A 21507-nucleotide genomic window follows, 5' to 3' on the forward strand; every position below is an offset into this window, starting at 1 on the left:
TTCCGTACGCTGCGCTGAGTGAACTCGGCACCATGCTTCGTCGCGTTGGCGGCGACCCTGCTCGTCACGGCGTGCGATCCCGCCCGGACCCCGCCGGCCGGTGCGCCTACCCGCTCCGCCTCTTCCGCCTCTCCATCGCACCCCACCGAGATCACTTTGGCCTTCGCAGGCGACGTGCACTTCGCCGACCGGACGGCCGACCTGCTCGGCGACCCGGCCACCGCGTTTGGGTCGATCTCGTCGACCCTGTCGGCCGCAGACCTGGCGATGGTCAACCTGGAAACGGCGGTAACCACGCGCGGCACCCCCGAACCGAAGGAGTTCCATTTCCGAGCGCCGGCAAGCGCGTATGACGCCGTAAAGGCCGCCGGCATCGACGTCGTGTCGATCGCCAACAACCACGCGCTGGACTACGGGCGGACGGGGCTGACCGACACCGTGGACGCAGCCAGGGCCGCCGGTATGCCCGCCGTCGGGGCGGGCGCCGACGCGGCGGCAGCGTACCGGCCGTGGATCACCGAGATACGCGGTACCAGAATCGCTGTCCTCGGCTTCAGCCAGGTCTCCGAGCTGTGGTCGGAGTGGAGAGCCACCGACAACCGGGCCGGCATCGCGATGGCCCGGGACCTGCCGCGCGCCGTCGAGGCGGTACGCGCCGCCCGACGCCAGGCCAGCGTGGTTGTCGTCTACGTCCACTGGGGCACCGAGGGCGACGCGTGCCCACCCGACGAGGCTCGCGAGTTCGCGCGCGAAATGGCCGAAGCGGGTGCCACGATCGTGGTCGGCACCCACGCCCACCTGTTGCTCGGCGACGGGTGGCTCGGTAAGACCTTCGTGCAGTACGGGCTCGGCAACTTCCTGTGGTGGCGTGACGACGCGTACAGCAACGACACGGGAGTGCTGCGGGTGACCCTCGACAATTCGGCGATCTCGAAGACGGAACTGCTGCCCGCGGCGATCTCCCGACGTACCGGTCGACCCGAACTCGCCGGCGGGCGGGACGTGGCCCGGATCCACCGGGAGTACGCAGACCTGCGCGCGTGCACCGGACTCGCCGCTAGCCCCGTCTCGTAGGGTGGCGGCCGTGCTGCCGGCGGCAGGTCAGCGACGGGAGCCGCTGGGAGCAGGAGGCGATCGCCAGCGGCACCGTCCGCGAACGTAGGTCAGGAAGGCGTGGGCACAGCTGCTGCCTTCCGAAAAGGCGTGCTAAGAGCCGGGGCGTCGCCCGCCACCGGCACCCACCGGTTCGATCACCTGCCAGAAGTCCTTCGAAAGCTGGGCCGCCGCGTTCTGGAACTCGTCACGCGTGACAGCCTCACGGAGCGTGGTGAGCACCGCGATGACCCCGGGACCGGCGAGCGCACGGTCGATGTTCGGGCGGTCCGCCACCCGCCGCACGAACTCTTCAAACCCGAACGACGTAGCCTGTTCCCGTCCACGCGGTCCGCGCAGGTGGTCGGCCAGCTTGTCCGGAAGCTGATAGGCAAGGTCCTCTGCCTGGCCGGCGCTGATCCGATCTGCCAACGTCTCCAACGTCGTGGCGGTGAGTGCCGCCGCCTGATCGGTCGAAACCTTTGCCCGCGTCGCCACTGCGTTGATGAAATCCTGGTATTCCACCCGATTCCCCTCTCCGGCCGGATCGCCCTCGAAACTCCGGTTACGAGCCCTGACCGCGATGCGCCGCGGTTGGGTTCAGGTGCGCCTTGTCTACGCCGTACGGCAACACCCTCCCGCGGGAAGGGCTCGCGTCGAAGCTGCTCGGGTCGACGTCGCCCGACAGCCTCACGACGTGTTCGAACTGGCCTACCCGTTTAGCGAGGGCACATGCGAACCTCATCTCTCGGCTGCCGAGCGAACTGCTACCGGAATGCGGACCAGTGCTCCGGCCTTTGGCCAGCGATCCCAGGTGCAGGCCCTCAGATCAACAGCAGGGTCTTCCCCACGGCGGTGCGGTTTTCGACCGCGGCGTGCGCGTCGGCGGCACGCTCCAACGGAAAGGTCTGCCCGATGAGCGGCCGGACGAGTCCCGCTGCCGCCTGCGACATCATCTGCTCCGCCCACCGCGCCACATGCGGTCCGAAGTCGAAGAGCTGTTCGATGCCGATCACCGTCACGCCCCGTTGGCGCGCCTCCGCAGGGTCGATGAGCGTGGCCTCACCGCTGGAGGCTCCGTGCACCGAGAAACGGCCGCCGCGGGCCGTCACCTCGAACGCGGCACGCCCGATCTCGCCGCCGACGCCGTCGAACACCACATCCGGTCCCGCGCCACCGGTCGCTTCGAGCACCCGCCGGGTCCAACCTGGTTCGGAGTAGTCAACCGCCGCATCGGCGCCGCGCTCCCGGACCACCTCGAGCTTCCGGTCTCCGCGAGCGGCTCCGACGACGCGCGCGCCCATCGCACGGGCTATCTGCACCAGTAGGCTGCCCACCCCGCCCGCCGCCGCTTCGACCAGAACCCAGTCTCCGGGGCCGATCTTGGCGTGCTCGGCCAGCCCTTGCGCGGTGCTGCCGTCGCTGTAGAGGGCGATGGCCTCCGGCAGGCCGAGGCCGTCCGGCACCGGGAACAGCTCCCCGACCGGCGCCACCGCCCGCTCGGCGAAACCACCGGTTTCTCCTGTTCCGGCCACGACACGCTGCCCCAGCCAAACCGGATCCACCTGGGCGCCGACCGCGCTCACCAGCCCGGCCACCAGACCGCCCGGCACGTACGGCAGCCGCGGCCGTTCATGCCATCTGTCGGTGCCACGCCGGATCTGCGTCTCCACGAACGTCATGCCCGCCACCGCCACGTCGACCACGGCCTGGCCCGGCCCGGCCACCGGGTCGGGCGCCTGACCCGGAACCAGAACCTCGGGACCCCCGAAACGAACCGCCTGGACAACTCGCATGACACTGACTCCCATCCGTTCGCCGACGCGAACGCCGAAAGCATGCGACCTCTAGTCTGGTTGAGGTCAACCGAGGCATCCCCGATGTGACTCGTGGTCCCGCAGCCACTGCCTCAGGCCGCCGTCCGGCCCGCTCTCCTCGCACCCTCGGCGTGCTCGCTGGCGTGGACGGCTGTGGCGGCTCACCCGCCCATGGGCCTGGTTCTGACGCCGCCGACCAGACCGCCAGCCGACGCGAGCGGCGGCTGGCCGGGTTCCGCTGTCGCCGCGCTCCAACCGGCTCCACCAGCGAGGGTGCCTGCGGTCGGCCTCACCTATCCGCCGTAAAGATGCACGCGGTTGTCGGCATCATGATCCGGCTTGCGATGGATGAACCCGTCGGGCTCTACTGGGCCGTTGCCGACGTGCACTACCCAATCCTCGTAGAACCAGCTGGGGTTGCAGGCGCACCGAGTGACCGTGAACCGGAAGTTGGCCCGGTAGCGGCCTACCTGCCCCGGCGAGAGGGTGAAGAGGCGGGCCGTGCCACGGTCGCGCGGATATGCCGCACCGCCGGGTAACCGATCAACAGCCGTCGTGGAACCTTCAATGGTGAGCCACAAGCCCACTTCGCGGGCTCGCTCTATGCCCCCGCTGAGCACCTCGTCGTGGCCCACGTAGCCGGCCGCGTCGTCATAGAGCACCTCGTGGACGGCCACGTCACCCATCGGTAGTGAGGCAGGAAGTGGTACCGGCCGGTTCAGTCCACGGCGGAGGTTGGCGTGCCGAGCGCCGCGTGCAGCTGAGCTCCACCGCACCCGCACCCGCTGGACCGTGATCACCGCGCAACCATGACTCACAAGCCGCCAGCGTCGCCAGCTGTTATCCGCGCGTGCCGCGATGCGCTGCGGCTCGGGCGCCGAGGAGCCGTAGTCGCTGCCCCGTCCGGTCGCCGACCGGGTGATCGGCGAAGGACGGCAGTTCAGAGCGGGATCGACTGGACGTCGATGTCGATGCCGCTGGTCGGTGTGTAGTCGAACCAGGTGGCCATGAGCGACGCTCCTGCCGCCGCCGAGATGTCGGCGTCGACGCCGTCGCCGCCTGGCTCGCCGTCGGCTCCGTACGAGATGAGGTCGTAGTCGTTGCCGCTGCCCGGCAGCCGATAGACCAGCTCGCGGTTCCACGCATCGTGGAAGGGGCTGCCGGGCAAGTCGTCCAGCTGCGGCGGGTACTCGTCGTTCGCGTCGCGGTAGCGCTCCAACTCCTCGACCACACGCTGCATGATGTCCCAGGTGGTGCGCTGCTGCGGGTAGAGCAGCGGCCGAGCGTGCTGCTCCGGGTTCGCCGGTGGGATGCCCGCGTAGTTGGTGTGCGCGAAAGCGCTCACCTCCTGAGCGATCGTCAGGTACGGCGACTGGCCCGTCGGGCTGCCTGTGTCGAGCAGGTGGGTGAATCGTTCCTCGAAGCCGGGCCGGATCGGCACGACCACCCGGGCGTAGCCGGCTCGAAGGAAGTCGCGGTGCACCGGGTCGCCGTGCTCGAACAGCAGCTTTTCCCGGGCCAGGTCGTCGCTGCCCCAGAAGTACGGGTATAGGAAGTACAGCAGGTTCTCCCACTCGACGGCGTGGTGGATGAACTTGACCAGGTCTCCGAAGCCGGACATGGTTGCCCACTGGGCCGCAGTGAGGTTTCGGTCGGGCTGCGGCTTGTCGTCCGGGGTGTCGAGGCTGTCGGCGTCTCGGTCCACGGACTGCTTGATGATGCTGCCGACCTCGTTCGGCGCTGTCTCGAACTCCGGCCCGACGAGCCAGGTCAGGACAGTACGCATCAGCTCGTCGCGCTCCAGTCGCCGCAGCGTGAGAGTGTCCTTGCCCGACAGCAGCATCCACAGCCGGTCACGCTTGTCCTGCAGCAGCGCCTGCTGGGTCTGGTGCTTGGCCAGTGCGGTGTCGCGCAGGGCGGTCCACACCCGCTGCTTCCAGTCCCAGAACGTCCGGTCCTGTCGCTTGGCGCCCGCAACCAGCGAGAACTGCATTGTGTACTCGGGCGCCCTCATGAACGTCACCATGAGCTTGTCGCCGCCGACAATACCCTTGCCCTTCACCTCGGCGATTCCGGTGCCCGGCGCGGGCAACTGCAGTTGCATCTGGGTCTCCTCGGTCGGCCACAGCATCACAGGCATATCGCCCTGAGCCGGACCCCACCATTCGATGATCCCGGCGAACCCGCTGCCCATCGTGTAGCCGGGCGGAGCGGTGAACTCGATCGGCCCGTCGACGTCCTTGCCCGACTCGAACCGGTGCGCGTACGGGATGCTGATCCCTTCGGCCGGCGGCGGCTCCAATGCGACCCCGTACTCCTTGCCCAGGCTGGTCCAGCTCGTTTCGGTGATGTCGTCGATTGACAGCGCGAATGAGAACGGTGTGCGGATCCGCACGTCGAGGTCGGCCAGTTCGCGGTGGCGGGCCCAGAGGCGCGCACCTGGGTTGGGCACCGCGATGTCGAAGGTCAGCCTCAGTCCGTAGCGGTACAGGTCGACGCGCCACTTGCGCATCATGCGGTAGTAGTCGACGCGCAGCGCGCGGTCGGCGTGCGGGTTGGTGATGGTGCGGTAGGAGGTGTCTTCGGCGCCTCGCGTCGATTCCAGCTTCACCGACACCTTGTGCTCCTGCCGGGTACGCGCCGAGGCCTTCTGGGTGGTTTCGCGCGTATTCTGCACGCTCTCCTTCACCGCAGCGCGGTCCTCTGACGAGTTGTTGAGACCGACGGTGACCGAGGCGGTCACCGGGCCGTACCCGCCGCTGACGCTCGAGCCGAAGTTGAACGCGCTGGTGTGCCGGGATTCGTTCTCGGTCGAGATCGACGCATCGGTCTTGTCGACTACGCCGCGTTCGCTGTAACTCTCGAAGTAGTCCGAGATGATTTGCTCGTACTCGTCCTTGGTGGTGGACCATTCCTTGTGTGAGACCGTCACCGTCTCCATCGGCGTCAGCGGCACGGTGAAGACCAGCTCGCCTTTCTCCGTCCCGGCCGGCGACATCTCGATGCGCTCCAGGTGCAGCCGCCCGACCGGCGCGATTCGCAGGCGCTGCTCGAAGGCCGCCACCATGTAGGTGGCCGCCGGGGTGGACCGCAGCCTCGCGATGGCGTGCCCCAGCCGTAGGTATGCCGAGCCGTCCAGCTCCGCGAGCCGCCCCGCGACGGGCAGGTGCTCGGCGGGCTCGGCCATGAGCGTCTGCGCGAGGTCCAGCAGGTGGTGGTCGTCCGGCAGAGCGGGCCGCAGCGCGCGCAGTTCTTGCTCCGTTGGGGCCAGGTCCCGGACGAAGTTGACCTTCTCCATCGCACGGCCGCCGACCGATCCGATCCGGGAGCGCTCGGTGTCGCTCAGCTCGGTTTGCACGTAGCTGGCCTTCAGCAGTACCCGCTTGCTGTTGGTGAGTTCCACGAACACGCACCTCTCGAGGTCAACGGACGGTGATGCGGCCCAAGTAGCGGACCTTCAACGGGGGCGGGGGCTCGGGGGACCGGAACAGGTCCTGGTGGTTGCGGGTCTGCCCGTAGTCATGGATGTTGATTAGGTCGCCCTTGACCGGGTCCCGCGATCCCCGGTGGGCGGCCATGGCCCGCACCACGTACACCCCTGAGGACACCTCTGCGATGAGGTGCTTGGGGTCGGGGGCCTTCACGGTCGTCTGCGGCTGCTCCGGCTGCGCCTCGGCCGGGGGTGCTGGCGGCGGGGCGCTGGTGGCGGCGTACGCCTGGGTGGAGAAGGTCATTACCGCGATCCCGCCGGCTGCCGCCGCCGCGGCCCTGGCCACCGGCGCGGCCGCCCGCATCGCGGTCGTCAGCAGCGGTACGACGTTGCTGGTGGTGTTCGCGGCGCCCCCCGCCCCGCCGACCTGTGCCAGCGCGACATCCTGGAACGTCAACGCCGCACCGCGGCTGGCCGTCGCGAGGGCGACCTGCGGGCCTGAGCCGGCCTCCACCACCAGCTGCGGCAGCGCGGTTCGGCCGAGCCCGCCGATCATGTTGGCGCCGACCAGCTCGCCCCCGCTCAGCTCGGCGGCGGCCAGTGCCCCACCCGCGAGCAGCCCCGCGTCGATAGCCACGGCCAGTCCGCCGGTGACCACCACCGGCACCACCACCAAGGTGACGGCCAGGTACGGGTGCTCGTTGATCCAGCGAATCACCGCGTTGGCGAACTCTTTGAGCCCCGGCACGGCCATGTTCGCCATCCGGGCCATCTCCTCGACCTTCACCAGCACGTCCTGGCGCAGCATCGCCACCCCCCGGCGTCCGCCGAGCAACTCCGCCCACGCCTCGGCCTGCTTACGGAACTGCTCCCAGAGCGTGTCCACGTTCGGGCCCGGCAGCGGCACCAGCTGCCGGTGGGCGGCCTCGTCGCACACCAGCAGCCACTCCTCGCCGGGCAGCACGAGCCCGCGCTGGAACATGGCCTCCTCGATGCCGCTCTGGAACGGCCTCAGCTGGTCGATCACGTCGAACCGGCACTTGATGCGCGGGACGGCGTCACCCTCGTACGACGTGTCGCCGAGTTCCAGCTGCAGATCCTTGAAGCGCTCCGGAGCCAAGCAGTAGACGTACGCGGCCATGATGTGCTTGGCCAAGGCCTTGACCAGCACCTTCCGGCGACTGCCGTCGTCGGAGTCCATCTCGACGCAGATCTTGTACAGCAGTAGGCCCCTGACCTCCCGGCGCACCTGAAGAGCCATCCGGATCGCCTTGAATCCGTGTCGGGCCAGCAGCGTCCCGCACAGCACGACGAACAGCCGGTTGACCGGCAGCGGGATCTTCACTTCCTTGCCATACGGCGGGTAGTAGTCACCGGGCCGGTAGGGCAGCCGATACTTGCGGTAGACCCGGGTGATGTTTTCGAGCTTGGCCAAGCCGCGCTGGCGGCCGGTGTCGGAGTCTGGCTTGATCTCGTAGAACTCGTGCCGGCCACGCGGCAGCGCTGGCTTCGGCGCTGCCGGGCCGGCGCCCGCAGCGGGGCTAAGGATCAAAGAGTTGAGCAGAGCCGCAATGGGCGGGGCGGAGACGCCGTCGTGGGTGACGATGTCCGGCCACTGCATCCGCTCGGCCATCAGCTGCTCGACCGTGACGTGCTTGTTGCGCGCGGCCAGCATCTCGCTGTAGTTGCGCTTGCCGCCGTGGTCGGGCCAGTCCCGCTGGTCGAGCACCGCCTGTAGGAACGCGGCTTGGTTGGTGATCGTCACGTAGTGCTCGAAGATCACCTTTTCGGCGATGTCCAGTCCGAATATCTGGGTGCCGTTGAGCTGGCCGCGGTCCTTAGCTGCATCGAGCATCTCGCCAACGGTGTAGCAGCCGCCGGAGGTGGTAATGGCCATGTGGCACAAGGTAAAGACTGTGGTCTGGGTCACACAGTTGTCTGTCCGATGTGCGTCGCGTAGCGGTTGGTACGACAGCCGCCGTTCTGGCTGCCCGGCACCCGCCAGGCGGCGGGCACCGGGCAGCCATTCAGTCAGCCGATCCGGGAGGGCCTCAACGGGAAGGTGCCGCGGCCCACGTCGCTGAGCGTGGTGGTGTTCGCCGCCAGGTACGAGTCCAGGAACGGCGAGCGGTCACCGTGGGTCGCCACGTCGAACCGCGGGTTCTGCACGTCCAAGGTGAGGCGGGCGCCGGAGACCTTGATCGTGTGGCCGGAGGGCACGTCCCGCCACCTGTTGGAGGTGATGGTCCCGATCTGGACGCCCAGCTGGTGCCCACGTTCGAAGGTCCAGTCGGTCGACTTCAGGTCGAACGAGACGCGTCCGCCGCGCTCCACCAGCGCGACGTTCTCGTCGAACATCGTCGCCGTGCCGTCCGGAGCGACGTCCCACAGGCGCACCATCACGTTCCCGCTCGCGCTCGCGTTGAGCGTGATCCTCGGCGTACCCGTGATCCGGAGCTGCTGCGGCGCGGGCATCGACCAGGTCCAGAAGCTGTTGGCTGGGGCGTCGCCCTGCTTGGCGGCGTTCTTCTCGGCACGCGACAGCACCTCGGTCCGGGGCGCCCGCTCCATGTCCCACCGGCCATGATCCATCGCGGTGGTCTCCGCGACCGCCGCCGCGGCGCTGCCGTCGTCGACGTACCGGCCGGTGGAGAGCCGCGCGTCGTACGACGACGCGGTCGACGGCCAGGTCCGCTGCGCGCGCCAGTGCCCGAGGTTGTCCTCGATGACGTACGCCGGGTCGGTCACCGACGGGCGGGTGCCGCCGAGGTACTGGTCGTAGAAGCGCATCACCTCGTCGAACCAACCGGTACGGCCCATCGCCAACCGGCCGTCGCGTTCGGTGTCGTTGCCCCGCACGTGGTCCCACTGGCCGAGCCAACCGCGCTCCGGACCCTGGTGGTTGTCCAGGTACTCCTGCATGTCCTCCGGCTTGGTGTTGGACTCGATGAAGCCCTGGGTCACGAACAACGGCGTCCTGGTGCCGGCAGCGTCCTTGGCCAGGTTCCTGGCCCTCCAGTACGCGGAGTCGGCGTCAGGGTTGTTGTTGTTGGTCATGTTGTCGCTCAAGCACTCCGGATGGCTCGTCTCGTAGAGCGCGTTCGCCTTGTACCGGTCGCTGTCGTCGGCCATGGGAGGCATGACCGCGATCGAGTTGTAGGCCGCCGGTGTGCCCGTGACGTTGGGGCGCGGCACCTTGTTGCTGAACAGGTAGTTGTACATGTCCCAGACGGGTTCCTGGGCGACGACCCCCTTCAGGGCGTCCATCTTGAGGTTGTTGCCCACCAGCCCGGTGACTGCGTCGTAGGACTTGCCGTACATCCCGACCTTGCCGTTGGACCACGACTGGCCGGCCGACCACTGGATGGCTGCGCGGACGTCGGCCTGTTCGCCCGGGCCGACCCAGTCCAGGCATCCGGTGCTGCCGCCGAAGCCGCGCAGGTCGACCATCACGAACGTGTAGCCGCGGGCCATCAGGTCGGCGCCGTCGACGAAGTCCTGGAAGCGGGCCGACGGTCCGACCCGGTCCCAGCCCTCGGGGCCGGTCTGGCCGGCGTGGGCGAAGTAGGGGCCGATCGAGAGGATCACCGGCGTCTTCGCGTTCGGCGGCAGGTGCGCCGGGCGCAGCACGTCGGCGTGCAGCTCGACGCCGCTGCCGTCCGAGGACGGGAAGTACGCCTCCGTCCACGCGGCCCCCTCCGGGACCCGTGGGTTCTCCTCGTGGGTGATCGACTCGTCGGCTGCCGCAGTCGCTGTCCCGGCTGCCTGTGCGGCTGCGGGCGATCCGCCCGCAGCCAAAATCGTGACGATGCTCAATGCACCGGCCGCCGCGGCGGCCGACACCTTCCTGCCACGGATCATCCCTGCTCCTCTGAAATCGACTCCAGACGAGGCCCGCCTGCTTGCCCAGCCGAGCGTAGTGATGGTCGTCGTTCCTGTCTGCCCTGGACACTCCGCTTCGACCTTCGCCGGCCCGAGCGCCGCGAGATGCGGGTGAGTCCGTCTCGTCGGGCGCTGAGGAGCTCCGCACACACGACGGAACGGCCGGACCTTTCAGGTCCGGCCGTTCCGGTTCGCGGCGGGGCAGGATCTGCTGCTGCTCGGTGTCAGAGCGTCAGGAGGCGCTCGCCTTCCGGTCGCTGGGTTTCTGGAAGCCGGTAAGGCCGGGTGTGTCGTCCGTGGTCAAGGCGATCTGGTTGAGTACGAGCCCGGCCTCGCGAGGCGCCAGCGTGATCGTGTGCTCACCCGGCTCGAGCGCCAACGCGGCCGCAGCGACGCTCGTGGTGCCGTACCAGGTTTCGAACCCGGTCTCCGGCCCGGACTTGCTCGACTGGTACCTCCACTGCCCGTCGACGAGGACGTGGTAGGAGTCGGCGTCGGGGTTCGGGTTGCTGGAGTTGACGAACAGGTAGTACTTGCCAGCGGTCCGGATGTCGACCGTGAAGTCGAGCTGCGGCGGTGCCCCTGCCGCCGAGCTCCCGTTGACCTTCTCAGTCGGTCCGGCACTGAACAACGCCTCGGCCTGAGCCGTCGAGGTCGCCAGCCAGTTCGCCTTCGCGCTGGCGTCGGCAGGTGGGACGACCTGCAGGCCGTTGCGAGCGAGCGCCCAGCTGTGTGTCCCGTTGTTGCTGGCGGTCGCGTGGGCTGAGGCGCTGTTCTCGAGCGCGTCGGCCGCATCAAGGACGACCAGGCCGTCCTGCTCCAGGTACGGGCCGTCCGGCGCGCCCTCGCCTCTCGTCACCGTGACCGGCGCTACCCAGGTCTCACCGCCACCGGTGGTGATGGAGACCTCGGCCTTCCCGACTCTGTGCCCGGTGATGCTCAGCTCACCGCCCTCGACCGCGACCGAGGCGGCGGTCGTGTTGTCCGACTCCGCGGCCACCACGTCCGTCACACCCTCGACCGTGCTCGTCCGGCCCACCGACGTCTCGACTGCCGGCAGCCGGTGAAGCTCCGGCATCACGCCGGGAAGTGGTGCGGCGCTCGCCCTCTGGGGCGCGGCGATGTTGTTCGGGCTCTCGGGTGGGCCGACCAGGCTGTCACCGACCGCGCCGTCGCGGGTCTCAATGATGATCCGGTCGAAGAGGATCGCCGCGTCCGAGCGGTAGACCATCAGTTCGTGCCAGCCCGGTGTGGTCACGTCGACGGTGAAGTTCAGCGGTTCGATCTGACGCATGATGTTGAATCCCCAGGTACTGGTGCTGGTTCCGGCGACGGAGTTGCCGCGCAGCAGGCTGGGGACCTGGTCGTCGAGCCCGACCGCCGTGCGCGCGGTTCGCGGCGTGCCGTCGTCCTCTGTGCCTTCGTTCAGCGTCGGAATCCGGTAGAAGGTCCCGGTGAACTTCCCGGTGGAGGTGAAGTAGACCCGGTATTTCAGGCGGGCGGTCGTCTCGAAGGCGGAGTCGACCCGGGGCGCGATCTCTGGGAAGCTACCCATCGACGCTCCGCGCTGACCCACGCCCTGAAGGGGAGCCCACCGGCTCCCGTCGGCGCCGGGCACGTTGGCGGAGAAGTGCTCGGCCTCGAGGGCCACGTAACCGTTGGCCTCCAGGTGCGCCGGCTCGGCGGCACGGCGTAGATCCACGGCGGCCCGCTCCGCGTCGACCGTGAACGTCGCGACCGGGTCGCCGACCTTGGCGCCGTCGGCGGCGTTGAAGACCCGGATCGTCCCCGTCGTGGCTGGATGGTCCTTGGCGACCGTCACCGTGACCCGCTGCTCGGTCGCGGTCGTGCCGGAGCGCCGCGAGAGGGTGATCCACGGTGCGTCGGCCTCGGCAACCCACTCCTGCGGGTCGGCCACGTCATCGCGGGAGAACACGTCGAAGAACCGCTTGTCGTCGGGCGCGGCCGAGTTGAACGTCAGCGTGCCCCGGCCAGGCTCCTTGCTGCCCTCGGCGGCAGCGCCCACCGCATCGGCCGGCGCGGCCACCCGGGCGTACCGGTCGTTGGTGAGCATGACCGTGCCCTCGTTCGGGAACCCTTCGGGATGGCTGTGGCCGATGGCGTGGTCCCACTTGCCGTCGCTGATCGTGTTCCAGTAGTCCTCGTCGGTGAGGATGCGCTCACGGGCCTGCTTCGAGAGCAGCTCGTAGCTTCCCGCGCTGGCGTAGCGACCTTGGGCGGCGGCGAGTTGGTTCTTCCAGTAGTAGCCGATCTGCTCCGCCATGTTGCGGTAGGACCGGACTCGGTGGAGCACCTGCTGATAGAACGCCGAGCGAGAGCGCGGGTCGAGCTTCGCGGAGACACCCTCGAGAACGCCCACCAGCTCGTTGGACTCGTTGATGTAGCGCTGGAGCTCGTCCCCGTCCGAGGTGGCGCTGAACGGGAAGGCCTGACCGGTGTGGATCCTTCCGGAGTCCGCGTTGGATGAGTTGATCTCTCCCCAGAACTCGGCGCGCTTGGTGTTCTCGAGCGCGTCGAACCTTTCCAACGCGTCGGCGACGACGGCAGCGTCGTTGCCCTTCAGCCGGAAGTCTCGCTCCAGGTGCTCGGTGAGGAACCTGCTCCCGATGTTCGTGTCGTCGTAGCCCTCGACGTCCCATGCGAGCTTGGCGAACAGGTCGAGCTTGATCTCGCCGGGCTTGATGTCCCCGACGTTGAGGATCCAGTAGCGCCCCGCACCGGAGTTCCAGGCCCGATGCAGCTGCTGCACCATCAAGGACATCGGCGTCGAGTTGAGCCACAGGTAGCTCTTCGGCTCGCCCCAGTAGGAGACGTGGTAGTAGACGCCGTTCCCGCCGGACCGGGCGGCTTCGGCCCGCGTGGGCACCTGGCGCAGGTAGCCCTGGTTGTCCTCGGCCCACATCAGGGTCACGTCGTCGGGGATGTGGTCCTTGAGCCCGGCGTTGTAGAGATCGTTCATCTCCTTGTAGGGGATGAACACCTGCGGCACAGCGTCGGCGCTGCCGTAGACCTCCGCGATCATCTTGCGCTGTTCGCGGATGACGTCGGCCTCCATCTCGACCTTGTCCTTGAACCCGTACGGGTTACCGGGTGTGAACACGGCGTCGCTGTCGTGCACACCGCGGATACCCAGGGCGAGGATGTTCTCGAAGTCGGCGTTGGCGACCACCCGCTGGCGCCAGTACTCCAGGATCGCGGGCTTGTTGATCGAATAGTCGAAGGCCGCCACGGCGTCCGTGCCCTTGATGTCGAGCGCGTCCTTGTTGCGGTCGTACCACTGACGCCATTCGCCCTCGTTGTTGCGCAGCATCAGCTCCGCGTGGGACGAGGATGCGACCACGCCGTACGCTGCCGCCTCGCGAGCGTTGATCGGCGTCCCCTCGTCGTACCTCCCGGTGTCGGTGACCGCGTTGAACGCCGTCGAAGCCAGGTGCATCGCGGGCCACAGCGTGTTCAGCCTCAGCCGCAGCATCAGCTCGTAGACGTGCCGGTAGAAGTTGACATCAGGCGTGCCGTTGCCGGTGGGGAACTTCCGCTTCGCCCAAGCGATGGTGCGTTCCTCGTCGTTGACGAAGAATCCGCGGTACCTGACGTCCGGCCCGTCGTCGATCCGGGTCCCGGCCTTGACGTCGAGGTCGTCCCGCTGCTTGACCGGCACGTCGCTGTACCAGTACCACGGCGAGACGCCGATCTCCTCCGAGATCGAGTAGATGCCGTAGATCGTCCCCCGGGCATCACTGCCCGCGATCACCAGTGCCTTGTCGACCCCGGGAACCGGGTCCTTGATGGTCTTGGCCGCATACGCCTCCCATCTGCCCTCGATCCCGGTGGCCTCGTCGAACTTGCCGGCTCCGACGATCTCGTCGATCAGCCGGCTCTGACCGATCTGGCCGATGATGATCGCGGTCTGCTGACCCGCGGCCTCGGTCAGCAGGGCCGGCAGTTTGCGCTGGTCGGCCTTTGCCAGCCGCGTCTCCTTGGCCGACTCGTCGTCGACGAACACGCTCTGCACGTCACCGGGGTCGATCGCCCCGGTCACCATGGCGACGTCCTGCCGCAGGTCCTGAACCGCGCGGCGCACCTGCGTGTAGTCCCGATCTCCATGATCGCCGCCGTAGGACGGGTCGATCAGGATCGGAGCGGTCGCCCGACCGTCGAAGATGGTGAAGTCACCCGCCGAGGCGTACGCCGGCGTCACCCCGACCGACGTCAGGGACGCGGCCAGCACGACGCCGGTCGCGACAGCCGCGGACCACCGCCTGACCCGACCCACCATGTTGCGCTGGTCGTGCTGCACACCTCGATTTCCTTGTCTGGGCTGCGACATCCCTCGCTCCTCTCGTCCGGCACGTCATCGGGCTGGCCGGCACGCGAGGTAGGGATCACGTGACAGCCGCCAGACCGAGACCCTCGGTGTTGTGTTGCGGGTTTTCGCTGCTTCGACCCGGACGCCTCGCTAGTTCCGCCGGGCGTAGGCCTCCCGGGGAAGGCGGTAGGCCAGGTCGGCTGCCGTCTCGATCGCCTCGTCCTCGCTCAACCGGTGTTCCAGGACGAGACGGGCCAGGTAGCCGGCGTCGACGCGCCGGGCGAGGTCGTGCCGGGCCGGGATGGACAGGAACGCCCGGGTGTCGTCGACGAAGCCGCTGGTGTTGTAGAAGCCGGCCGTCTCCGTCACCAGTTCGCGGAATCGGCGCATCCCGTCTGGGCTGTCCAGGAACCACCACGGCGCACCGAGGCGTACGGCCGGGTAGACGCCGGCGAGTGGGGCGAGCTCTCGGGAGTAGACCGTTTCGTCGACTGTGAAGAGCACCAGCCGGAATCTCGGGTCGCGGCCGAAGGCGTTGAGCATCGGCCGGAGCGAGCGGGTGAACTCGGCCGTGATCGGGATGTCGAAGCCGCGGTCGGAGCCGAAGTCGCGGTGGATTTCGGGATCGTGGTCGCGCAGCACGCCGGGGTGAATCTGCATGACCAGGCCGTCGTCGCAGGACATCCGGGCCATTTCGTAGAGCATGTGACCGGCGAAGGCCTCCGTCGCGTCGGGGCCGGCCGTGCCGTGGCGCGCCTCGGTGTAGAGCCGCCGCGCCTCGGCCGGGTTCAGCGGCTCGGCGGTGGCGGCGCGGTGGCCGTGGTCGGTGGCTCGGGCACCGGCCGCGACGAACGCCGCGCGCCGTGCGCGCAGGGCCGCGAGGTAGCCGTCGTAGTCGCCGGTGTCCTCGCCGGTCAGCTCCTGGAGCTGCTCGAGCTGGCGGGCCCAGCCTGGGTGGCCGACATGGGTCAGGGCGTCCGGGCGGAAGGTGGGCACCACCCGATCGCCGAGCCCCGCCTCGCGGAGCCGGGCGTGGTCGTGCAGCGGCGAGGTCGCGGAGTCGGTGGTGGCCAGCAGCTCGATGTTGAAGGCGTCGAGCAGGGTACGCGGCCGGAAGCCCGGCTCGGCCAGTCGTGCGTCGATGAGGTCGTAGAGCTCGTCCGCGGTGTCGGCGCCGGGGGTGAGGTCGAGCTTGAGCACCTCGGCGATCTCGTGCTCCAGCCAGTAGCGGCTGGGGGTGCCGCGGAACAGGTGCCAGTGGGCGCAGAAGAGCCGCCAGATGGCGCGAGGGTCGGTTTCGACCACCGTCCCGTCGAGGCGGGGGACGCCGAGCTGGTCGAGCGTGACGCCCTGCGAGACGAGCATCCGGGTCACGTAGTGGTCCGGCACGACCAGCAGGTGAGCGGGGTCGGAGAAGCGCTCGTCGTCGGCGAGGACGGCGGCGTCCACGTGCCCGTGCATGCAGAGCAGCGGCAGTTCCCGGGTGGAGTGGTAGATGCGGCGGGCTACGGCGCGGACGTCGTCGCCAGCCGGTAGCGCGCGGTCGGGATGCAGACGCAGCTGTGCCACGAACTTCTCCTCTGCGGCTTCGATGGAACGGGCCCTGCAAAGGATTGCATCGACAGGTCTCAGTTACAAGGGTGGGTTGTAGCGGAGCCATGAACATTCATGCGCAACAGTATTGACAGACTTCTGCAATCGCTTTCAGACTTCGGACGTGACGGTTCCACGATCGAGGAGGTGAACCGTTGCGCACGACGATCCGCGACGTGGCCCGGGAGGCCGGCGTGTCACCGTCGACCGTGTCCCGGGCCCTGTCGATGCCCGGACTGGTCAACTCGGTGACCCGGGAACGGGTGCTGCGCGCCGCCCAGCGGTTGGGCTACGAACCCAACCGGGCCGCGCGCGGTCTCATCACCGGCCGGACCGGCAACCTGGGGCTGATCGTGCCGGACCTGGCCAACCCGTTCTTTCCCAGTCTGGTGAAGGGCGTGCAGGCCAGGGCCCGGGAGGCGGACTACGCCGTGTTCCTGGCCGACTCCGATGAGGACCCGGCCGCGGAGAGCGATCTGGTACGGGTTCTCGCCAAGCAGGTCGACGGGCTCATCCTCTGCTCTCCCCGAGGGCGTGAGGAGGACATCCTCACGCTCGCCGCGACCACGACCCTGGTCATGGTCAACCGGCGCTTCGGGCGGGTGCCTTCCGTCGTCTTCGACAACTCGGACGGGATCCGGCAGGCCGTGGCGCACCTGGCGGCGCTCGGCCACCACCGGGTGGCCTGGGTCGGTGGTCCGCGTACGTCCTGGTCCAACCGCGACCGGATCCGGGCGCTGCGCTCGGCGACGGACGCGGCCGGGATGGACCTGTACGTGGCCGGTCACTTCCCGCCCCAGTTCGAGGGCGGGATCGCCGCGGCGGATCTCATCATCGCCTCCGGTGTCACGTCCGTCGTCGCCTACAACGACGTCATGGCGCTGGGCCTGCTCGGCCGGCTCCGGGACCGCGGATTGCGCGTACCGCAGGACATCAGCGTGATCGGCATCGACGACATCCAGATGTCGTCGATGTCGTCGCCCACGCTCACCACCGTTTCGCTCACCAAGGCGCAGGCCGGCCGCGCCGCCGTCGACCTGCTGCTGTCGCTGCTGGAGCAGCCCGACGGCGTCCGCAAGCCGCGTCGGGAGCTCCCCACTCAGCTGCTGGTTCGCGCCTCGACCGGGGTCGCGCCGACCGACTGACATCCGGCCGAGAGGACGCGCCCCCAACCACCACCACCGTGACTGACGACCGAGAGAGGGAAGTTTCATGGGCATCACCCGGCGGAGCGCCCTGATCGCCGCAGCATCGTCCCTGCTGACCGTCACCGCCGCCTGCGGCGCCCCGGACAACTCCGGCGGCTCCGGCGGCAACAGCGATGGCGAGGTTCCCGACAAACCGAAGAAGGCCGTGGCGCTGAACATTCTCGACGTCGCGGGCAACCTGCAACTGACCCAGGGGATGATCGACGAGTTCGTCAAGAAGAACCCGGACGTCATCTCCCGGGTGACCTACTCCAAGTCGCCCGCCCCGGAGCTGGTCGGCAAGATCAAGGCACAGCAGAACGCCGACCGGGTGGACATCGGCCTGGTGCTCACCGGCGTCGACGGTCTCGCGGCCGGTATCGACCAGGGCCTGTGGCTCGACGTCCTGCCGAAGTTCCAGAGCCGGCTGACCGGCATGAACAATTACCTCGCACCGGCCGCTGCCATGCAGAAGCTCGCCGGCAACGCGGGCGTGACAGTCACCTACTACCCGTCCGGCCCGCTGCTGGAGTACTTGCCGGCGACGGTGGCGACCCCGCCGACCAGCGCGGACCAGCTTCTCGCGTACGCCAAGGCCCACCCCGGCAAGGTCCAGTACGCCCGTCCGTCGAACTCGGGTCCCGGGCGTACCTTCCTGATGGGGCTGCCCTACATCCTCGGCGACAAGGACCCGAAGGACCCGGTGAACGGGTGGGAGAAGACCTGGGCCTACCTCAAGGAACTCAACCAGTACGTCGACTACTACCCGTCCGGTACCACGGAGACGATGAAGAACCTGGCCAACGGGTCGGCGCACGTGATCGCGTCGACGACCGGCTGGGACATCAACCCCCGCGTGCTGGGCACCGTGCCGAAGGAAGCCAAGGTCACCTCGCTGCAGGGCTTCCACTGGGTGACCGACGCGCACTACGCGGTGATCCCGAAGGGCGCGTCGACGGACACCCAGGCCGCGGTGCTGGCTCTGCTGGCGTTCATGCTAACCCCGCAGCAGCAGGCCAAGGCGTACGACGACGGCTACTTCTACCCCGGCCCGGCGGTGCAGGGCGTGAATCTGTCGGACGCCCCGCAGAAGAGCCAGGACGCCATCCGGGACTACGGCCGGCCGGAGTACGAGTCGCTGATCGCGAACAACCCGACGGAGGTGCCGTTGGACGCGAAGGCACTGGTGGCGGCATTCGACAGGTGGGACCGCGAGATCGGTAGCGGGAAGGTTAAGCAGGGATGACCGCCGGCACCAAAGCCTTCACCCAGCTGCGACTGGAGGGTGTGTCGCGCCGCTTCGGCGGCCATGACGCGCTGCGCGACCTCGACCTGACGATCGAGGCGGGCGAGTTCGTCGCCCTTCTCGGTCCCTCGGGTTGCGGCAAGTCCACCGCCCTGAACTGCCTCGCCGGACTGCTGCCCCTGACGGCGGGCAGCATCTGGCAGGATGACCGGCGCATCGACACGCTGCCACCGGAGCGCCGCGGCTTCGGGATGGTGTTCCAGAACTACGCGCTGTTCCCCCACATGTCGGTACGCGCCAACATCGCGTTCGGGCTGAAGATGCGGCGGCTGCCCAAGGACGAGATCCGCCGCCGCACCGACGAGGCCGTCCACCTGGTACGCCTCGAGGAGCACGCCGGCAAGCTACCCGGCCAGCTCTCCGGCGGCCAGCAGCAGCGGGTGGCCATCGCCCGCGCGGTCGTCCTGGAGCCGTCGCTGGTGCTGATGGACGAGCCGCTGAGCAACCTCGACGCCAAACTGCGTCTCGAGATGCGTACCGAGATCCGCCGGCTGCACCAGTCGCTGGGGCTGACGACGGTCTACGTGACGCACGACCAGGAGGAGGCGCTCTCACTGGCCGATCGCCTGGTGGTGCTGCGGGAAGGCCGGGTCCAGCAGATCGGTTCCCCGGAGGAGCTGCACACCCGCCCGACCAACTGGCATGTCGCCGACTTCATGGGCTACCGCAACCTCTGGACGATGCGGGTGCGGGAGGCGGCGGACGACACCGTCGCCGTCGAGCTGGACGGCTTGCGGCTCATCGGTGTCCCGGTCGGCCCGGTCGCGCCGGGCGGCGAGGTGATCGTCGCGGTGCGCCCCGAGGACGTCCGGGTCGATCAGGCCGGCGCGACGACCAACGCGGTGCCGGCGGAGATAGAGGTGGTCGAGTATCAGGGCCGGGAACTGGCGGCGGAGGCGGTCACCTCCGCCGGCGCCCGGGTCCACCTGCGTACCGACCAGCGGGTGGCGCCCGCCGACCGGGTCACCCTGAGCATCGACCCGCAGCGGCTGCTCGTCTTTCCCGGCGATCCGGCCGCCATCCGGCACGCCGACGGGGCGGCTGCCGTGGTCGAGGAACCAGGGCTGGTCGGATGAGCGTCACGACTTCCACCCCCGTGGCGACCTCCGCCGGGCCGCCGCCGCCCGCGCGGGTCCACTGGCAGCATCGTCTCGCCGAGCGCGGCGTCGACCGTCAACTGTGGCTACTCACGCCGGCGCTGCTCTTCGTCGTGCTGCTCTTCCTCTACCCGTTCTTCTACGGGCTGGGCCTGTCCTTCCAGCCCACCGAGGGCGGCCCGTTCAGCGACTACGCGCGCTTCTTCAGCGACGCCTACCAGCGCGGGACGATCTGGACCACCCTCGGCCTGTCGCTGCCCGCCGCGCTGCTCAACGTGCTCGCCTCGGTGCCGATCGCGTACCGGATGCGGGGGCGGTTCCGCGGCAAGCGGCTGGTCACGATCCTGCTGGTGGTGCCCATCACCCTCGGCACCGTGCTCACCGCCCAGGGTCTGCTGAACTTCCTCGGCCCGACCGGGTGGTTCAACCGGGTGCTGACCGCGCTGCACCTCACCGACGAGCCGATCCGGCTCGTCCACAACTACTGGGGCGTCTTCTTCTCGCTCATCATCACCGGGTTCCCCTTCGCGTTCCTGCTCGTCCTGTCGTACCTGTCCGGCATCGACCCGACGCTGGAGCGCGCCGCGGCGACCCTAGGTGCCGGCTGGTGGCAGCGGTTCCGCATGATCACGCTGCCGCTGCTGATGCCCGGGCTGGCCACCACGTTCTGCCTGACGTTCGTCCTCGCGTTCAGCGTGTTCCCGTCGGCGGTCCTGGTCGGCAACCCGGCGGGCGAGACCCGGGTCATCTCGATCGCCGCCTACCAGGCGGCCTACGAGCAGTACGACTACCCCTACGCGTCGGCGATCGCGATGATCATGGGCCTGATCGAGCTGGTGGTCATCTCGGTGGTGCTGTTCGCCCGGACCCGCTTCTACACCGGTTCCACGGGAGGCAAGGGCTGATGGTCACCACCGCGACAACCGACGTGCGTACCCAGCGGCGAGTCGTCGCCCGTCCCGCCGCCTGGCTGGTCTGGGGAGCGGTCATCTTCTTCTTCCTGAACCTGCTGGGCGTCGTCGGATCCGTGCTGGTCAGCTCGTTCGGCCAGCGCTGGTTCGACACCTGGCTCCCGGACGGCTACACCACCAGGTGGTACGGCGAGGCGTGGACCGAGTTCGCGCTGTTCCAGGTGATCAAGGTGACCCTGGAGGTCTCCCTGCTCGTCGTGGGACTGTCGCTGGTGATCGGCGTACCGGCGGCCTATGTGCTCGCGCGCCGGAACTTCCCCGGGAAGCGGGCCATCTACCTGGTCTTCCTGCTCCCGATCCTGATGCCGCCGATCACCTACGGCATCCCGCTGGCGACCGTGCTCTACAAGTTCGGCTTCGCCGGCCACCTCTCCGGCGTCGTGCTGGCGAACCTCGTCCCATCCGTGCCGTTCGTGATCCTGACCATGACGCCGTTCATCGAGCAGATCGACCCGCGGATCGAGAGCGCGGCCCGGATGTGCGGAGCCGGCATGCGTTCGGTGTTCCTGCGCGTGCTGGCGCCCCTGCTGCTACCGGGGATGCTGGCCTCGGCGATCCTCGTCCTGGTCCGGACGGTTGGCATGTTCGAGCTCACCTTCCTCACCGCCGGCCCGGACTCGCAGACCCTCGTCGTCGCGCTCTACTACTCGATGTCCGCGGCCGGCATCCGCGCCCAGCAGTCGGTGGACGCGATGGCGGTCATGTACACCGCGATGATGCTGGTGCTGCTCGTCATCGCCCTCCGGTACGTCAACCCGACCCAGCTCGTCGCCCGGGTCAAGGAGGAACCGGAGCCGTGAGGATC

Annotated in this window: 14 protein-coding genes; 6 read left to right on the forward strand and 8 right to left on the reverse strand. The window is 68.7% G+C overall.

The genetic code is table 11. The annotated features are described in order from the left end of the window. Positions 1 to 18: 18 nt before the first annotated feature. A complete protein-coding gene (locus tag BXA10_RS24580; protein ID WP_245828451.1) occupies positions 19 to 1074 on the forward strand; it encodes a CapA family protein in 1056 nt (351 codons plus the stop codon). A 132-nt stretch (positions 1075 to 1206) separates the two neighbouring features. Here the strand turns inward: BXA10_RS24580 and BXA10_RS24585 are convergent, their stop codons facing one another. The 8 genes from BXA10_RS24585 to uxaC form a co-directional block, all read right to left on the reverse strand. Beyond that, positions 1207 to 1617: a DUF2267 domain-containing protein gene (locus BXA10_RS24585; protein WP_076473207.1), complete on the reverse strand. Its 411-nt coding sequence runs from the start codon at positions 1615 to 1617 to the stop codon at positions 1207 to 1209. 299 nt (positions 1618 to 1916) lie between these two features. Further along, positions 1917 to 2903: a zinc-binding dehydrogenase gene (locus BXA10_RS24590; RefSeq protein WP_342742901.1), complete on the reverse strand. Its 987-nt coding sequence runs from the start codon at positions 2901 to 2903 to the stop codon at positions 1917 to 1919. Between the two features lie 299 nt (positions 2904 to 3202). Then, the gene (locus BXA10_RS24595) at positions 3203 to 3595 is read right to left on the reverse strand and encodes a hypothetical protein (RefSeq protein ID WP_076473209.1); all 393 of its coding nucleotides are present in this window, start codon (positions 3593 to 3595) and stop codon (positions 3203 to 3205) included. A 254-nt stretch (positions 3596 to 3849) separates the two neighbouring features. Beyond that, positions 3850 to 6312 (reverse strand): type II secretion system protein GspG, encoded by a 2463-nt coding sequence (locus tag BXA10_RS31915; RefSeq protein WP_217696843.1) that lies wholly within the window; start codon positions 6310 to 6312, stop codon positions 3850 to 3852. Between the two features lie 19 nt (positions 6313 to 6331). After that, complete coding sequence (locus BXA10_RS24605; RefSeq protein ID WP_076473211.1) at positions 6332 to 8236, reverse strand: hypothetical protein; 1905 nt, start codon at positions 8234 to 8236, stop codon at positions 6332 to 6334. Positions 8237 to 8370: 134 nt separating this feature from the next. Next, positions 8371 to 10200, reverse strand: a complete 1830-nt coding sequence (locus tag BXA10_RS24610) for a CocE/NonD family hydrolase (protein WP_076473212.1) — start codon at positions 10198 to 10200, stop codon at positions 8371 to 8373. Between the two features lie 253 nt (positions 10201 to 10453). Next, positions 10454 to 14539 carry a glycosyl hydrolase 115 family protein gene (locus BXA10_RS24615; protein ID WP_076473213.1) on the reverse strand — a complete coding sequence of 1362 codons (4086 nt, stop codon included), beginning with the start codon at positions 14537 to 14539 and terminating at the stop codon, positions 10454 to 10456. Positions 14540 to 14698: 159 nt separating this feature from the next. Then, a complete protein-coding gene (gene uxaC / locus BXA10_RS24620; protein ID WP_076473214.1) occupies positions 14699 to 16117 on the reverse strand; it encodes a glucuronate isomerase in 1419 nt (472 codons plus the stop codon). Between the two features lie 179 nt (positions 16118 to 16296). Between uxaC and BXA10_RS24625 the strand changes: the two genes are divergently transcribed. The 5 genes from BXA10_RS24625 to BXA10_RS24645 all read left to right on the forward strand — a co-directional run bounded on the left by BXA10_RS24625 (position 16297) and on the right by BXA10_RS24645 (position 21502). Next, on the forward strand, positions 16297 to 17286 hold the full coding sequence (locus tag BXA10_RS24625; protein WP_076473215.1) for a LacI family DNA-binding transcriptional regulator: 990 nt from the start codon (positions 16297 to 16299) through the stop codon (positions 17284 to 17286). A gap of 67 nt (positions 17287 to 17353) precedes the next feature. Continuing rightward, positions 17354 to 18574, forward strand: coding sequence for an extracellular solute-binding protein (locus tag BXA10_RS24630; protein WP_076473216.1), 1221 nt, complete (start codon positions 17354 to 17356; stop codon positions 18572 to 18574). Next, a complete protein-coding gene (locus BXA10_RS24635) occupies positions 18571 to 19710 on the forward strand; it encodes an ABC transporter ATP-binding protein (RefSeq protein WP_076473217.1) in 1140 nt (379 codons plus the stop codon). The genes BXA10_RS24630 and BXA10_RS24635 overlap by 4 nt, the downstream gene beginning before the upstream one ends. Beyond that, positions 19707 to 20636, forward strand: a complete 930-nt coding sequence (locus BXA10_RS24640) for an ABC transporter permease (protein ID WP_076473218.1) — start codon at positions 19707 to 19709, stop codon at positions 20634 to 20636. The genes BXA10_RS24635 and BXA10_RS24640 overlap by 4 nt, the downstream gene beginning before the upstream one ends. Next, positions 20636 to 21502, forward strand: a complete 867-nt coding sequence (locus BXA10_RS24645) for an ABC transporter permease (RefSeq protein ID WP_076473219.1) — start codon at positions 20636 to 20638, stop codon at positions 21500 to 21502. Before BXA10_RS24640 ends, BXA10_RS24645 begins: the two co-directional genes overlap by 1 nt. Positions 21503 to 21507 lie beyond the last annotated feature (5 nt).

The sequence above is a fragment of the Micromonospora avicenniae genome (assembly GCF_900156065.1).
In the GTDB taxonomy this organism is placed as follows: Bacteria; Actinomycetota; Actinomycetes; order Mycobacteriales; family Micromonosporaceae; genus Micromonospora; species Micromonospora avicenniae.